Source organism: Moritella sp. F3 (genome assembly GCF_015082335.1).
Classification (GTDB): Bacteria; Pseudomonadota; Gammaproteobacteria; order Enterobacterales; family Moritellaceae; genus Moritella.
The window spans coordinates 240,499-256,007 of sequence record NZ_BLRL01000002.1; the positions used below are offsets into that span (position 1 = coordinate 240,499).

13 protein-coding genes are annotated in these 15,509 nt (G+C 41.2%); 6 read left to right on the plus strand and 7 right to left on the minus strand.

The features are described 5' to 3' along the window. The first annotated feature begins 10 nt into the window (after positions 1-10). Both trpB and trpA read left to right on the plus strand, forming a co-directional pair. On the plus strand, positions 11-1,201 hold the full coding sequence (gene trpB, locus JFU56_RS04190; protein ID WP_198436032.1) for a tryptophan synthase subunit beta: 1,191 nt from the start codon (positions 11-13) through the stop codon (positions 1,199-1,201). After that, entirely contained in the window at positions 1,201-2,025 is an 825-nt protein-coding gene (gene trpA, locus JFU56_RS04195; protein ID WP_242065845.1) for a tryptophan synthase subunit alpha, read from the plus strand. The genes trpB and trpA overlap by 1 nt, the downstream gene beginning before the upstream one ends. 79 nt (positions 2,026-2,104) lie before the next feature. Here trpA and JFU56_RS04200 read toward each other — a convergent pair whose 3' ends face one another. From JFU56_RS04200 to JFU56_RS04220, 5 genes are all read right to left on the minus strand, one after another. Further along, positions 2,105-3,214: an ROK family transcriptional regulator gene (locus tag JFU56_RS04200; RefSeq protein ID WP_198436033.1), complete on the minus strand. Its 1,110-nt coding sequence runs from the start codon at positions 3,212-3,214 to the stop codon at positions 2,105-2,107. 125 nt (positions 3,215-3,339) lie between these two features. Continuing rightward, a complete protein-coding gene (locus JFU56_RS04205) occupies positions 3,340-4,458 on the minus strand; it encodes an extracellular solute-binding protein (RefSeq protein ID WP_198436034.1) in 1,119 nt (372 codons plus the stop codon). A 34-nt stretch (positions 4,459-4,492) separates the two neighbouring features. Next, a complete protein-coding gene (locus tag JFU56_RS04210) occupies positions 4,493-5,332 on the minus strand; it encodes an ABC transporter permease (RefSeq protein WP_198436035.1) in 840 nt (279 codons plus the stop codon). Beyond that, a complete protein-coding gene (locus JFU56_RS04215) occupies positions 5,329-6,189 on the minus strand; it encodes an ABC transporter permease (RefSeq protein ID WP_198436036.1) in 861 nt (286 codons plus the stop codon). Before JFU56_RS04215 ends, JFU56_RS04210 begins: the two co-directional genes overlap by 4 nt. Next, positions 6,189-7,271: an ABC transporter ATP-binding protein gene (locus tag JFU56_RS04220; protein WP_198436037.1), complete on the minus strand. Its 1,083-nt coding sequence runs from the start codon at positions 7,269-7,271 to the stop codon at positions 6,189-6,191. Before JFU56_RS04220 ends, JFU56_RS04215 begins: the two co-directional genes overlap by 1 nt. 379 nt (positions 7,272-7,650) lie before the next feature. Between JFU56_RS04220 and JFU56_RS04225 the strand changes: the two genes are divergently transcribed. The 3 genes from JFU56_RS04225 (at position 7,651) to ybaK (ending at position 10,897) form a co-directional block, all read left to right on the plus strand. Then, positions 7,651-8,337: a DUF1868 domain-containing protein gene (locus JFU56_RS04225; protein ID WP_198436038.1), complete on the plus strand. Its 687-nt coding sequence runs from the start codon at positions 7,651-7,653 to the stop codon at positions 8,335-8,337. Between the two features lie 161 nt (positions 8,338-8,498). Beyond that, complete coding sequence (locus JFU56_RS04230) at positions 8,499-10,373, plus strand: monovalent cation:proton antiporter-2 (CPA2) family protein (protein WP_198436039.1); 1,875 nt, start codon at positions 8,499-8,501, stop codon at positions 10,371-10,373. 53 nt (positions 10,374-10,426) lie between these two features. Beyond that, a complete protein-coding gene (gene ybaK / locus JFU56_RS04235) occupies positions 10,427-10,897 on the plus strand; it encodes a Cys-tRNA(Pro) deacylase (RefSeq protein WP_198436040.1) in 471 nt (156 codons plus the stop codon). A gap of 129 nt (positions 10,898-11,026) precedes the next feature. On the opposite strand, the gene JFU56_RS04240 is transcribed toward ybaK, so the two are convergent. Further along, positions 11,027-12,028, minus strand: coding sequence for a porin (locus JFU56_RS04240; protein ID WP_198436041.1), 1,002 nt, complete (start codon positions 12,026-12,028; stop codon positions 11,027-11,029). 339 nt (positions 12,029-12,367) lie between these two features. Further along, positions 12,368-13,735, minus strand: coding sequence for a sodium-dependent transporter (locus tag JFU56_RS04245; protein ID WP_198436042.1), 1,368 nt, complete (start codon positions 13,733-13,735; stop codon positions 12,368-12,370). 361 nt (positions 13,736-14,096) lie between these two features. On the opposite strand from JFU56_RS04245, the gene JFU56_RS04250 reads away from it, so the two are divergent. Further along, on the plus strand, positions 14,097-15,386 hold the full coding sequence (locus JFU56_RS04250; protein ID WP_198436043.1) for a sphingomyelin phosphodiesterase: 1,290 nt from the start codon (positions 14,097-14,099) through the stop codon (positions 15,384-15,386). The last annotated feature ends 123 nt before the right edge of the window (positions 15,387-15,509 follow it).

Below are 15,509 nucleotides of genomic sequence, written 5' to 3' on the forward strand. Positions count from 1 at the left end.
GGAACTTATCATGGCAAAACTTAATGCCTTTTTTGGCGAATTCGGCGGCCAATACGTATCGCAAATCTTAATACCTGCATTAGATGAATTAGAAGATGCATTTATCGATTCACAAAACGATCCAGCATTTGAAGCAGAGTTTCAAACGCTATTGAATGAATACGCAGGCCGTCCAACACCATTGACGCTATGCCGTAACATTACTAAAGGTTCAAAAACGAAGATCTACCTGAAGCGTGAAGATCTACTGCACGGTGGTGCCCACAAAACCAACCAAGTATTGGGTCAAGCACTACTCGCTAAGCGCATGGGTAAAACCGAGATCATCGCTGAAACAGGCGCAGGTCAACACGGTACTGCATCAGCACTAGCATGTGCGTTGCTAGGTCTAAAATGTCGCATCTACATGGGTGTGAAAGACATGGAACGCCAAAAGCCTAACGTATTCCGCATGAAGTTAATGGGCGCTGAAGTTATCGGCGTTGATTCAGGTGCTGGCACACTAAAAGATGCCTGTAATGAAGCACTACGTGACTGGTCTGCAAACTATGAAAATGCCCATTATCTATTGGGTACAGCGGCTGGTCCTCACCCATTCCCAACAATTGTGCGTGAATTCCAAAAAATGATCGGTGAAGAAGCGAAACAACAGATCTTAAAAGCTGAAGGTCGTCTACCCGATGCCGTTATTGCTTGTGTTGGCGGTGGTTCAAACGCGATTGGTATGTTCAACGATTTCATCGAAGAAGAAAGCGTGAAATTGTACGGTGTTGAACCAGCAGGTAAAGGTATTGCAAGTGGCGAACATGGCGCACCAATTGCCGAAGGTACAAACGGTATCTTCTTTGGTATGCACTCACTACTAATGCAAGACACTTATGGTCAGATCCAAGAATCATACTCTGTATCTGCGGGGCTAGATTTCCCATCTGTGGGTCCACAGCATGCGCACTTATATACATCAGGTCGCGCACAATACCCCTCTGTAACCGATGAAGAAGCATTAGCGTCATTCCAGTTACTATCATCACAAGAAGGTATTATCCCTGCACTTGAATCATCTCATGCATTAGCATATGCACTACAGATGATGGAAGCAGACATGGATAAAGAACAAATTTTGGTGGTTAACTTATCAGGACGTGGCGATAAAGATATCTTCACCGTTGCTGACATTCTTGAAGGTGAAGGAGCGCTATAATGGAAAATGTAATGGGACGTTATCAACAAGCTTTTGCAAAGCTAGCAGAAAAAAATGAAGGCGCTTTCGTGCCATTCGTAACGATTGGCGATCCAAACCGCGAACAATCAATGGCGATCATCGAAACGCTAATTGCAGCGGGTGCTGACGCATTAGAACTCGGTATTCCATTCTCAGATCCAGTGGCTGATGGCCCTACTATCCAAAAAGCCACATCTCGCGCACTAAACGCCGGTATCAACCCAGATATCTGTTTTGAAATGCTCACAGAGATCCGTGCTAAACACCCACAAATGCCAATCGGTCTATTATTGTATGCCAACCTTGTATACGGTAACGGTACCGATAAGTTTATGGCGAAAGCGGCTGCAGCTGGCGTCGACTCATTATTGATTGCCGACGTGCCAGTACAATACGGCCAGCAGTTTAAAGAAGCTGGCGATAAAGTGGGTATTGAAAGTATCTACATCGCACCGCCAAATGCCGATGACGCAACACTGCAGCAAGTAGCTGAGCAAGGTTCTGGTTATACTTACCTGCTAAGCCGCGCTGGTGTAACAGGCGCAGAAACCAAAGCAGAAATGCCTGTTGGTCCGTTATTGGCAAAACTGAAATCGTTTAATGCCGCACCTTGTCTACTTGGTTTTGGTATTTCATCACCAGAGCAAGTTAAACAAGCTGTTGCAGCGGGTGCTGCGGGTGCTATTTCGGGTTCAGCAATTGTAAATATCATTGAGAAGAATCTAGGTGATAATGCACACATGCTACAAGAATTAGCTGAATTTGTGACGCCAATGAAAGCGGCGACAACTAACGCAAAATAACGCGTGATGAAGATGACTAACGAGTAAACCAAGTAAAGCTGGCGTACAGGCGCTGGCTTTACTCGGCTATTCCCTGCCGTTAAATATATTCAAATATCTTCTTGTATAAAGGTAATACTGCAGCGCCAATTGCAGCAGATTTATCCCCAGCTAATTTAGCTAACGACACTTTTAATAGCGGTTCTTCGCTGTCTTTTAGATCTTGTAATTCATGCTGTAATTCACTGTGGATCTTATCGAAAATGGCCTGTGGGATCAGCCCTCCGATAATGATTTCTTGTGGATCTAAAATAGTCTTAATCGCCCAAACAGCTTGTTTAATACTGGGAATTGAATTTTTAACCCAAGTATCAATCACCGCATCATCTTGCGCTAATTGCTTTAATAAGGCTTGGTAACGCATCGGGTTTATTTCTGTTAAGCCCAATTGCTTATAAAGGTTATTTAACGAAGGTCGGTATTCTTTTAGTGGGAATAATTTACCAATACGCCCAGCATTACCATAGTGCCCACGATAAGGCACACCATTATGTAAATGACCGCCACCAATACCGTAACCAAGGTAAAGATAAAATAAATTACTGTTTAACGGTTTACGATCATAAATAAATTCACCTAACGCAGCTGCATTACCGTCATTTTCCAGCCATACATCCGTTTCTAAATACTGCGCAAGTTCATCACGAATATTCAATGACTCCCACTGCTTTAGATGTTTAGGATAAATCACTTTATCGCAGTCACTAAAATTACAACTTGTTGTGACGCCAGCTCCCACCAGATGATTGAACTCATTTGGGTATGCTAACTTTAATAAATCCAATAATGAAAACAGTTCATCACGACTATAAATAGGATCTTCGAAAATACCTTTAATTGATTTTGAAAATACCGATTCCGCATTCAAATTAACCATTTCAATACTGATTTTTTCAACTTCAATATTGATACCTAAGCTATAACCTTTTTCACCATTAATACCTAACGCAATGCCAGGCTGCCCTCTTTGGCTCTGTAATCGACCTAATGCCAAGATCCAACCATCATCAATCATCGTCTTGGTTATTTTTGTCATAGCCGCAGGCGTTAATCCACTCTTCTCAGCTAACTCAGCACGCGTGATCGGCGAGTAGGCATAAATATGTGACAGTATCTGACGCTGGGTATTTGATAAAATATTATTCGGCATGATTAAGGTATCTGCTTAAATTGATGATCGTAAATGAAAAATAAGGATCGTAATTGAGAAAGTATATAGTTACATAACATAAAGGTTATGTAAAAAGCTCCGTATCAATACGGAGCTTCAGGGTATTACATTAACACATTTTCCGTAAACCCTTTCTTCGCTTTAGTCGCATAATCCGATGTAAAGAACTGCGTACTAAATTGGCGTTGCTCTTGCGATACTAGCGCTTTTGAATCATCAGCATCTGGATGTTGAGGCGCACTACCAAAGACTTCATTAAAACGTGTTTGCACTTCCGCTGATGTGATCCAGTTAATGAATAACATCGATGCTGCTTTCTTGCTGGTGTTAGCAGGCATCATGATCATATTTCCGCCACCAGGCATACCAAATTCAGGAATGTAGAATTTAATACGTGGTGTGATAGCGCCTTGTGCTTGTAGCCCTTTCAAGTGGTCTTCCCATGCAGGAGTCAGTGAGATCTCACCATCATTCATGCGGGTTAAACTATCTGCATTTGATGACGTGATAGTGATCTCGTCACTGTGCTTGTCAAACCAAGTCCAAACATCAGACCATTGAGTGGTGTTGTTCGCATCAAATCCAGATTCATAATATGCAGGATTATCACCGGTCATGTTAGTAATCGAGCGCTGAATAAATGCATTACCCGCACCACCTTTATTTGGATCATTAACACCAAACGCGTATGGATTAGCAGTGATCCACTTATCCAACGCATCGAACGACTGTGGTAATTCTGCTTCATTTACACGACTTGGGTCATAGGCAAAACCTGTTTGATTACCCCAAAATGACACAGCATAACCGTCCGTTTCAACGCCGTTTAGTTTCGTTTTAAGCTTATTTGCATCCGGTAATACGTCAGTAATCGGGCCATACACTAAGTTGTTTTGCATTAGTGACGGCATACGTGCAGCATCAATCGCCATCACATCAATTTTACCTGCACTACGCTTGCCTTCAGCAATCAGTTTGTTGATATTACCTTTTTCATTACTGTTTGGTACACGTACTTTAATACCGTATTTATCTTCAAACTCTTTAAATATGGTGCGAAAACGAGGTTGGAAATACCAAACATAGACATTGATCGCTTTCTCTTTCTTTGCTTGTTCAACAACTTGTTCCCACTGCATATCTTTTAAATCATAAGCAGAAGCTTGCGCTGATAATCCTAACGCAACAGTGGCTGCGATAGCTGTAAGTGTTTTTTTCATCATAGTGTCCTTTATTATGATTGTTGGTTAAGATTATTTAGGCTTTACCAGTTGATTGGGCTAAATAGTTACCTTTCAATAATCGTTCGATAACTAACATCAAAATAACGTTAGGGATCACCAAGATTAATGAAATAACGGCCGCATTAGGGCGAATAAACGAATAGCCTAAATACGAATATAAAATAGTTGGTACGGTAGTAATGTCAGGTGAACCCAGTACAAAAGCGATATTGAATTCTTCAATACTGATCACTAAACAGAAGATCAATGAAGCTAATAAGCCCGGTTTAAGCATCGGCATAAACACATGACGGAACGTAGTAAAGAAGTTACCACCTAAATCTTTACTCGCATCAATCAGATCCTGTGGCACACTGGCAAAACTTGCCGATAGAATACGAATGGCATAAGGCAGTGCTAATACAGTATGGCCAATCACGATCCCCCAAAACGGTTCAGACAAATCCAGGCTGATTAACATAGAACTAAAGAACACACCGATGATCATGCCCGGCATGATGAGAGGTAATAACACCACTACTTCAGCTAATTTTTTACCGCGAAACTCAATGCGACCAAAGGCATAAGCAGTCGGCAGTGCCAGTATTACCGTAAAGAATGCTACCAAGGGTGCGATGGTATAACTGTTAGTAAGCGCCTCCACTAAGCCTGACGTTTCCCACATCTGCTCCCAGCGTCCAAATGAAAGTACTTGCGGAAACATGTCTGGGTAGCTCCACGGGTGTTTCGGATCAACTAAAGACCACAGCAGCGCCATTAAAAACGGGACACCAATCCAGAAAAAATTAATTACGATAAAGAAGCCAATAGATAGTTTATGTATTAAACCACCATTTTTAGTTTGGGCTGTCATTTCAGTTTCCCCGTTTTTTTCATAAATGGTGTTGTGACTAAACTAATAATCAATGATGCAACAACCGCAGTTAACATGATCACAACCGCGATCACTGCTGATTTGTTCCATTCATAAAACTCTGTTGAAGTAATGTGCATTAACATCGCTAATGAATATGCATTCTTTGGACCCGCAATCGAATAGAATGAATAATCACCCAACGCACCGATAAAGATTAAGATCAGCGATACTTGCAGCGCAGGTAACGTCAATGGCAATATCACTTGTGTAAATCGTTGCCAACTTGATGCGCCTAAATCACTCGCAGCATCTAATACGTCGGAACGAATGGAGTTCGCCGCGCCCGCCAGTAAGATCATCGCAAATGGTAATTGCTTCCAAATTTGTAGCACGATCACGCCCCAACCAAATGAGTCGTTTTGCATTCGAATAGGTTTATCGATAATGCCTAACCAGATCATTCCTTCGTTAAAGATACCGTGATACGAGATCACGTTCACCATTAAGAACGCTGCAACGAGTCCCGGAATAAACATCGGAGCACGTAACATACCGGTGATCAGCGTCGACCCCGTGAATGGTTTTCTTAACCATAATACTAACGGGTACGCTAGCGTTACCGCCCCTATCGCGCCAAATACAGCAACCTTAATCGAGTAAGCAAGTGCAACATGCAACTTGTTATCTTGCATTGACTCCTTCCAAAAATCTAAAGTGAACTGACTCTCTCCCATCATATTGTGCAAACCAAAGCTTTGAGACACAACCATGTAAAGCGTTGAGCCCATCAACAAAGCAATTGTGCCAATACCAGGAAGAAGTAATAACATTAGCTTCCAGCGTGGTAATTTCATTAGTTAGCCTCTTCTAAGAAACGAATGCTATTTACTGGCAGTGAAATACGCAATTGCTGACCATCAAACTTCGGTTTTTTAGGGGTTTGTAAACGGATCTCTAATCCTGAGTCATCACCGGGGATAGTGGCAATAATGTCAGTTACGTTACCCATGAATGCCATGTTTTTAATGTTTAGCAAGACTTGGTTTGGCTGATTATTTAACGCCGAAGTGTCATCTAAGATGATCGCGTCTTCTGGGCGCCAGCATACTTTGATGTGGTCAGCGATAGGCGCCTCGTCAGAGGTAACGGTTAACTCGCCCATCACACTTTGTAATTTGTATTCGTTGGCATTCGCTGTCGTACTTACATTCGCGGTAAAGATATTAGCTGAACCAATAAAGTCGGCCACAAAGCTGTTTATAGGTGTGTAATAAATATCATCTGGCGTCCCTATCTGCTCAATCGAACCACGATTTAATACCACAATCTTGTCAGACATAGCTAATGCTTCAGCTTGATCATGCGTGACATAAACCGCTGTTAAACCATATTTCTTTTGTAATGCACGTATTTCAAAACGTACTGATTCACGTAACTTTGCATCAAGGTTAGATAGCGGTTCATCAAATAGAATGACATCAGGACGAGTAACCATTGCCCGTGCTAAAGCAACACGCTGCTGCTGACCACCCGATAATTCACTTGGCATTTTATGCGCGTGTTCTTGTAACGATACTTGCTCTATCGCTTCATCGACACGGCGAATAATTTCATCTTTGGCTATTTTTTTCTGTTGGAGACCAAACGCAACATTGTGATGCACGCTTAAATGTGGAAACAGTGCGTACGACTGAAAACACATTGATGTATTACGTTTTTCTGGAGGCACATTATTAACAACTGTATCGCCTATTTTTATTTCGCCATTATCAGGATGATGAAAACCACCGATCATTTTAAGCAAAGTCGTTTTACCACAACCCGATGGGCCGAGTAATGTAATTAATTCACCTTTCTTTGCTGTAAAGCTGATGTCTTTTGACGCGACAAAATCACCAAAATTCTTAGCGATATTCTTTAGGCTAAGTTGTGTCATGTTTGTTTTCCTAACAGAAGATTTGAGTGGATAATAACTTTACCAAGTTAACTTAACAACGATTTTGATCACACTTTAAACTATTGTCACAATTACGTCACAAATGGGTAGTTAATATAATTAACACTAAAACACATAATTTAACAACAACACGGCAGACAATAAATACAATTAAAAACAACAGGGTAAAATAAAAACCTGCTTATTCTGGCGGTACTTAACTCAGCATTAAAGGTTAATCACGCAGCAATATAAATAGCTATCATCCAGATTGAATTAATTCATTTTTCAATAATTAGATCCACAACAATTAAATTAACTAGATTAATTTAATTGTTGTGGTATATTTTTCTCGAATTATATGAACAAGTGAGAAGTTATGAAATATGCACCCGCCGTTGGCGTTAAATTCGAAAAAAATGGACAAGTAAAAGAATTTAAAGGTAATACTTTTCTATGCCATATATCGACTAATGAAACCCAGTTACTAGCTGAAATAAAATGGGGGCAAGATCAGCTCAAAGCGATGAAATGTGCGTATAAATTTGCTTTCTTACCTATAACAAGCATGCACATGACTGTATTTGAAGGCGTATGTGAGAATATTCGTCAACAGCCACTGTGGACCAACAAATTAAGCCTAGACGCACCACTCTCTGCAGTCACAGACCTGTTCATTAATGAATTAACATCCATGCCGCGGTTAGGCTATTTTGAAATGGACTTTCACTCTATCTATAACTGCCCTATTGGTGGCACTGCCATTCGTATTAAACCCGCCACTGCAGCATCACGTGAATCATTATGGCAATGTCGAACGTTATTGAGCCAAGCGACAGGTATCAAACATCCTAATCATGATGACTATCATTTCCATATTTCATTAAGCTATCGCATTATCGAATTAGATGAGCACGATAAAACAGAAATCCTCGTTACCACCGACCGGATTACCGAACGCTTAAGTGCAAAATTCGGTCGTTTCAACCATGGACCAGTTGAATTCTGTCATTTCAACGACATGTTTAAATATAGTCCCTTAACTGTTTTAGATAGCGGTTATTAACTCAAGACACAATATAACGCTTTACCAATTAAGCCCTTAGTGCCTATTATTATGACTATCACCATACGATAGTTAGATAAAATAGTGCTAAGGGTTTTTTAGTGCACTAGATTAACTAATACAGATTCTTTTTCAGCCCCTCTAAGGAACAAGGACGCACCATGACAGGTTATTTCATCCAAGCATTCATCTATCTGTTTGCCGCCGTTATCACGGTACCGATAGCGAAACGACTCGGACTCGGATCCGTACTAGGTTATTTAATTGCCGGGGTTATTATCGGCCCAGTGATAGGTTTAGTGGGGAGTGAAACCGCGACTATTCAGCATTTTGCCGAGTTCGGTGTGGTGATGATGCTATTTCTGGTCGGACTGGAACTAGAGCCACGCATGCTCTGGGATATGCGTCATCGTCTCATCGGTTTAGGTGGCTTACAAGTCGGCTTAACGATTGCCGCAGTGATGGGGATCGCGCTCACGCTTGGTTTAGACTGGGGACTTGCGCTGACTATTGGCTTGGTATTTTCATTGTCATCAACCGCGATCGTATTGCAAACCTTTAACGAAAAAGGCCTGACCAAAACCGAAGGCGCACGCTCTGCATTCTCCGTATTATTGTTTCAAGATATTGCCGTGATCCCAATGTTAGCGTTAATTCCATTATTAGCCATCCCAGAATTGGTTGAGCAAGCGCAAAATGCCGTGCAAGCAGCAAGTGCACAGCATGAAGAATTATCCCTCGTTGCTAATATCTCAGGTATTTATTATGCCTTAGTTATTATCGTGGCGATCACAGGTGTGATTGTTGGCGGGCACTATCTAAGTCGTCCACTGTTTAAATTTGTCGCAAGTTCTAAAGTGAACGAGATCTTTACTGCCACCTCATTAATGCTGGTGATCGGTATCGCCGCTATCATGAATTTAGTTGGTCTTTCCCCTGCCCTAGGCGCCTTCCTGGCTGGTGTCGTATTAGCGACCAGTGAGTTTAGACATCAGCTTGAAGCCACTATCGAACCTTTCAAGGGCCTATTGTTGGGCTTGTTCTTCATGACCGTAGGCGCAGGTATCGATTTTGACATTCTGTTTAACGACACCGCAACTATCATCTCGATAACACTGGGCTTGATGCTGATAAAAGCCACCGTATTGTTTATTCTGACGGTGATATTTAAAATTAAAGGCCGTGATCGCTGGTTATTGGCGCTGAGTTTAGCCCAAGCTGGTGAGTTTGGTTTTGTATTACTGGGCTTTACCGTAAATAACCACGTATTACCCGTTGCGCTTGCACAAACCTTATCTCTTTCCGTTGCGCTGTCGATGTTCTTAACACCGGCATTATTTATCTTTTATGATCGTGTGATCTTACCGCGTTATATGGATAAGACCAATCAACAAGAAAGTGATGATATCGAAGAACATGGTGATGTCATCGTGGCCGGTATTGGTCGTTTCGGCCAGATAGTTAATCGTCTATTAGTTGCAAATGGCGTGAAAACAGTGGTACTGGATCATGATGTTAATATGATCCAAAGAGTACGCTCATTTAAAATGACAAGTTACTTTGGTGATGCAACACAACCAAGTTTGCTTGAAACAGCTGGCATCGCTAATGCCAGCTTATTTATCGTTGCCATTGACGATAAAGCTAGAGCGGTTGATCTCGTACGTTACATCAAACAGCATTACCCACAAGTTAAAGTACTCGCGCGTGCTTATGACCGTGGTCATGGTTATTCACTACGTCACGCCGGTGCGGATAATGTGGTGAGTGAAACTTATCATTCAGCCCTAATACTCGGTTCACACGCACTGACGAACCTAGGCTTTAATGAAGAACAAGCAAAAGACGTTAAACTTACTTTCAAAGATATTGAAAAGCACAGTAAAGATACCTTGTATCAAACTTGGCTCAATAATAGTGAAGACGATAAATTTAATACCGCTTATCGTGACCTGTATCTACAGCTTGAAGATAGTTTAGCCGAAGTAATGAAAAATAAAGATAAGTCGCAAAAGCCAATAACTTTTGATATTTAAAAATACCGCGGCATTTAGCAATAACGCCACAGAGATAAGGCTGAATAAACACCATGACTCCAGCAGTACAATTAGCTAAAAAGGCAAAGATAGTCCACAAGACCCATGAGTATAAGCATGATTCAAATGCCGAGTCGTATGGCTTAGAGGCAGCAGAAAAAATGGCTGTCGCTGCTGAGCGCATATTCAAAACTTTAGTCGTTGATATCGGCGATAAAAAACTAGCCGTAGCGGTTGTGCCAGTGACTGGCATGCTCAATTTAAAAGCCATTGCTAAGGCTGCAAAAGCCAAGAAAGCAGTGATGGCGGATAAAGATGATGTCATGCGCTCGACAGGGTATGTACTGGGTGGCGTAAGTCCATTGGGACAAAAGAAACGGCTATTAACGGTCATTGACAACTCAGCGCAAGATCATGAGACGATCTATGTGAGTGCAGGTCGCCGAGGCTTGGAGATCGAGCTTAGCCCGTTAGACTTAAAGCAGTTAACCAATGCCGAATTTGCAGCTATTAGTAATGAATAGTCATTAGCAGCTACGGTCAACTATCTAAAATCGAAACGTATAAAGTCGAGCGTATAAAAATAAAGCCCTGTAGATCGCACTACTGGGCTTTATTATGCGCACTTAAGAATAAATAATAACTGAGATTAACTAGAAGTCATATCGCGCAGCCATGTGCCACTGGTCTTCTTCGCCATCAACGCCATCAATCACATACTCAGTCACCAAGCGGAAGTTGCCATTGAATTTATAAGCGAGACCAAGCGCAGTTTGATCGACCGTATTATCATTTATCGTATCGGTATCACGTTGTTTATAAGTCACCGTACCCGTTAGCTTATCTAAACTGTAAGCAAGCGAGAGTTCATAAGCCATCCAGTCATTACCATCTTTAGCGCCGGCTGTATTAGGCGTATCAACAGAAGTGCTATCACCCACAATAGAAGCGGTTAAACCTTTCAGCTTATAACGCGCTGCAACAAGGATAGTGGAACGGTCATAATCTAAATTAGCCACATAACTTTCCGTCATCACACCAGTGTAGGTTGCGCCTAACTCCAGACCAAAATCAAAACCATATACACCACCAAGCGCATAACTTGATTGACTATTTTTACCTGTACTAGCATCAACGCTGGATTCTGGTTGCACATGCGCCACTAAGTTAAGGTTATCATCAAGCATCTTAGCTTCAAGTTTTAAAATATTAGCTTGTCGACCTAAGTTACCAAGTGCTGGGTTACCCGAATAATTGGTGGTACCGGCATCTGCCCAATCAGCAATGATTTCATCTGCGGCATAGTTACGACCAAACGTCAGTTGCCCACCATCATTTTTCAATCCGGCATACAGCAAACGCGTTTTAGATTCTGAATTAGCATCACTATTATCGCGAGATTCGAATTGCATCTCAATGTGCCCAAGTGCCGTTAAATCACCATTTAAATTTGAAGAAGCTTTAAAGCCAGTACGGAAATAGCTATCCGAACGACCGTCACTCTCTATACCTTTACCATCTTGGTAAATATAAGCCGCGTAAGCTCGACCATACAGATCAACCTGATTAGCATCATCTTTGTAAACATTCACGGTAGCTTGTGCAGTTGGGACCAGACTAGCGAGAATTGCTGTGACTAATAAAGTATTTTTCATTATCCATCCTTGTTATTTAAGTCGTTTTTTATTTAACAAAAGTGTTTTTATATTCAAGGTAAGTGATTGCAGCCTTACAGCTGGCTACTAGTCAAGGGTAGTTCTTTTCTGTAAAAGTGATGTTACAGCGATACTTTTTATGCAAAAAAGTGATCAGGAGGTCAGTATTTATGGGGATTAATGATAAACAATGCGAGAGAACAACAATCCCCACCAAAAAAACAAAAAGCCCAGTAGATCGCTCTACTGGGCTTTATTACACTTATTATCTCAACCTAAACCTAAATAAGTCTCTCTATTCATTCTTTATTTCATGACCTATTCAGGCTTAGGCTGGCATTAAAGTGTTGTACTGATTAATACGATGATTAAAGCAGGGCAAACAAACTTCACATACAATGGCCATACTTTCCAGAAGATACCATTTTCATCAGCGCCATCTTGGCCTTTAATTTCAGTCAGTAGGCTATTACGATGCCATACCCAACCAACAAAGATAGCAAGACCTAAGCATACTAGCGGTTGTGTAATTTCAGTCGCTAGCTTAATCATGAAGCCAAACATAAAGTCGAAGTTACTCACAACAGCCATAGCTAATACAGTCAGTGCCGCGCCAACAATCCAAGTTACTTTCTTACGTGACATTGACGTTTTATCGACAATATAACTCGTTGGTACTTCAACTACCGACATTGCCGACGTTAATGCTGCAACAGACATTAATGCAAAGAAGATAATCGCAACAACATGCTCTGCAGCGCCCATCGTCGCAAACAATGCAGGTAATACAGTAAACACTAATGTATCAGAACTCAGTAAGTTACCGTCAGCATCAAAAATAGTCACACCGTTATGCTTAGCAACATACATCGCAGGTAAGATCAGCATCGCTGCTAGGAAAGCAACACCTGTGTCCATAAAGGTTACGTGTACCGCTAACTTACTGATGTTTTCATTTGCTTTAAGGTATGAACCGTAGATCATCATTGCACCCGTACCAATCGATAGCGAGAAGAATGTCTGACCAAGTGCACCAATAATCACATCAGGATGCATTACTTTGTCAAAATCAACCGTAAATAATGCTTCAACACCATCCATTGCGCCAGGCTGGAACAAGATATAAATCACGCTCGCAATCAAGATAGCGAACAATAGCGGCATTAAACGCTTCGACCATTTTTCAATACCGTCTTGTACGCCTTTTTGAATAACGTAAACACACATTAATGCAAATATTAAGGTAAATACGATATTACGCGATAGCGAGAAATCAATTAACCAACGGCTTGCTTCATCCGCACCGACTATCGAGGCAATCGGCGCTAGCGTGTTACTTACAAACCAGCCAGAAAGCACAGCGTAGAAGCTGAAGATCATTGCAGCACAGATAATCGAAGCAAGACCAATCAAGCTACCAATCATTTTAGTCGCAGGTGAGCGGCCTAATTTAGCCATTGCGTCAGCAGGATTAGTTTGGCCGTGGCGACCAACCATTAGCTCAGCAACTAACATTGGGTAACCCAATAAGAAGATCAGGAACATGTACACCATTAAAAAGGCGCCACCGCCATTACTCGCAGCTTGCGTTGGGAAACCCCAAATATTACCAACACCAACAGCAGAACCTGCCGCCGCCATTATAAAACCAAAACGTGAACCAAAGTGTCCTCGAGATGCTCCATCATTATTCTGTATTGCCGCCATTTATCCGTACCATATTTGCCAAATCCAATTAATAAAGGATTTATACCTAAAAAAACCGCAAAGGCAACAATTAAAATCTATAAAAATGCATATTGTATAGATTTAAAAACCAACAACACTTAACTTTAAGCAATAGATCACTAAAAAAATGAAATATATGTTCTTTTGATTGCGCAAAAAATAAAAATAAACCCTTGGCATAGCAACAGTGACCAACCGGATTAACATATAAAAAATCATCGTTTAATTAAAACGTCATTAAAACTGCTTACTATGCGTACTTAATATATCGAATAATATTTTATACTAACTTTTGGTTAATCACTCAGTTCACACATAATAAAAAACAAAAGGGATATTTATGTTAAGGAAAATAACAGCCTTACTTTGGTTATACACATTCACACCAGCACTCATGGCTATGAGCCAGGTGCCTGCTGAACGCCATACCATGATTCAATTCACCAATAGCACACAGCAGACACTCTATGCGTATATTGAAGAAGGCAATAATGTAGAATTATTAACAACAGAGATTATGCCATTAAGTACCGCAGACCTCGCTAGCATCACCCGAACGAATAACGACGATGATATTGCGATTTCATTAAGTAATGCTGATTATAGCTTTAGCCTCACACAAAGAGTCAGCAACGATGCGCTTGCTTTCGGTATCGACAGTGATGAATTGACCATCGCACCACAAACAGACAGTGCCATTCAGCGATTCGAGATACAACTCGCCGCGAGCCAAAATACCATCGCCTTTAATAGTGAGAAATTACACAAAGGAGGCAAGGTTAATTACGTACTACAACAACACGACCAAAAACCAGCTCTCGGGCCTGGTAATGAATTGAGTCTATTAAGCTACAACATTTGGGCAACGACGATATTCGGTTCTAAAAAAGTCGATACACGCCTCACTGAAATGCCAGCAATCATGTCTGGTTATGACGTTTTAGTATTAACTGAAGTCTTTGACCTTATTCGAACCAGTAAATTACTGAAGCAATTAAATGCAGAATATAGCTTTACGAGCAGTGAAATATTCAAACTTGGTAGGATCATGCAATCTGGCACGCGTATTTTGACCCGATGGCCAGTCGAAGAAGAGAAAAGTCTAAAGTACACCAATTGTAACGGTATCCAGTGCGCAGCAACTCGCGGGGTTATTTATACCCGTATTAATAAGCAAGGTTACATTTACCATGTATTTGCCACCCATACACAATCTTCAGATGATGATCAAAACCGTTCGGCACGTTTAGCGCAGCTAGAGGAAATGGGCGAGTTTATTAGACAACAAAATATCCCAGCGGATGAAGCGGTCATTTTAGCCGGAGATTTCAATATCAATAAAATAGGTTTACCGGCAGATAGAGACCAAATGGAATATATTCTAAATGCCAGTGAGCCAGAAAATAAAGGCCATCATCTGTCTTTTGATTCTGACACCAACTATTGGGCAGAGAAGCCTTATTTAGAATATCTTGATTACACATTAACAGGGAATGAGAATCTACAGCCTCTCACTGCAAGCCAAGAAATATTCGCACCACGGGTTTTAACTGAATCACTGTGGGGAATTTGGGACTTATCTGACCATTACGCTGCTCGCGGCCATTTTATCTATCCGAAGGCAAAATAGCAGCACAATATATTACAGGTGACGATTTCAGCATCAATTCTCTTTAGATGCTGAAATATCGGCTTAAAACTCGATATTACTACTAGATGAATACTCAAAACTAGGTGGTTACACTACTTTTAC

What these genes read in the sequence shown, in the direction of transcription:
- trpB (WP_198436032.1), top strand. Translation starts at nt 11, where the DNA reads ATGGCAAAACTTAATGCCTTTTTTGGCGAATTCGGCGGCCAATACGTA.
- trpA (WP_242065845.1), top strand. Translation starts at nt 1,201, where the DNA reads ATGGAAAATGTAATGGGACGTTATCAACAAGCTTTTGCAAAGCTAGCA.
- JFU56_RS04200 (WP_198436033.1), bottom strand. Translation starts at nt 3,214, where the DNA reads ATGCCGAATAATATTTTATCAAATACCCAGCGTCAGATACTGTCACAT.
- JFU56_RS04205 (WP_198436034.1), bottom strand. Translation starts at nt 4,458, where the DNA reads ATGATGAAAAAAACACTTACAGCTATCGCAGCCACTGTTGCGTTAGGA.
- JFU56_RS04210 (WP_198436035.1), bottom strand. Translation starts at nt 5,332, where the DNA reads ATGACAGCCCAAACTAAAAATGGTGGTTTAATACATAAACTATCTATT.
- JFU56_RS04215 (WP_198436036.1), bottom strand. Translation starts at nt 6,189, where the DNA reads ATGAAATTACCACGCTGGAAGCTAATGTTATTACTTCTTCCTGGTATT.
- JFU56_RS04220 (WP_198436037.1), bottom strand. Translation starts at nt 7,271, where the DNA reads ATGACACAACTTAGCCTAAAGAATATCGCTAAGAATTTTGGTGATTTT.
- JFU56_RS04225 (WP_198436038.1), top strand. Translation starts at nt 7,651, where the DNA reads ATGAAATATGCACCCGCCGTTGGCGTTAAATTCGAAAAAAATGGACAA.
- JFU56_RS04230 (WP_198436039.1), top strand. Translation starts at nt 8,499, where the DNA reads ATGACAGGTTATTTCATCCAAGCATTCATCTATCTGTTTGCCGCCGTT.
- ybaK (WP_198436040.1), top strand. Translation starts at nt 10,427, where the DNA reads ATGACTCCAGCAGTACAATTAGCTAAAAAGGCAAAGATAGTCCACAAG.
- JFU56_RS04240 (WP_198436041.1), bottom strand. Translation starts at nt 12,028, where the DNA reads ATGAAAAATACTTTATTAGTCACAGCAATTCTCGCTAGTCTGGTCCCA.
- JFU56_RS04245 (WP_198436042.1), bottom strand. Translation starts at nt 13,735, where the DNA reads ATGGCGGCAATACAGAATAATGATGGAGCATCTCGAGGACACTTTGGT.
- JFU56_RS04250 (WP_198436043.1), top strand. Translation starts at nt 14,097, where the DNA reads ATGTTAAGGAAAATAACAGCCTTACTTTGGTTATACACATTCACACCA.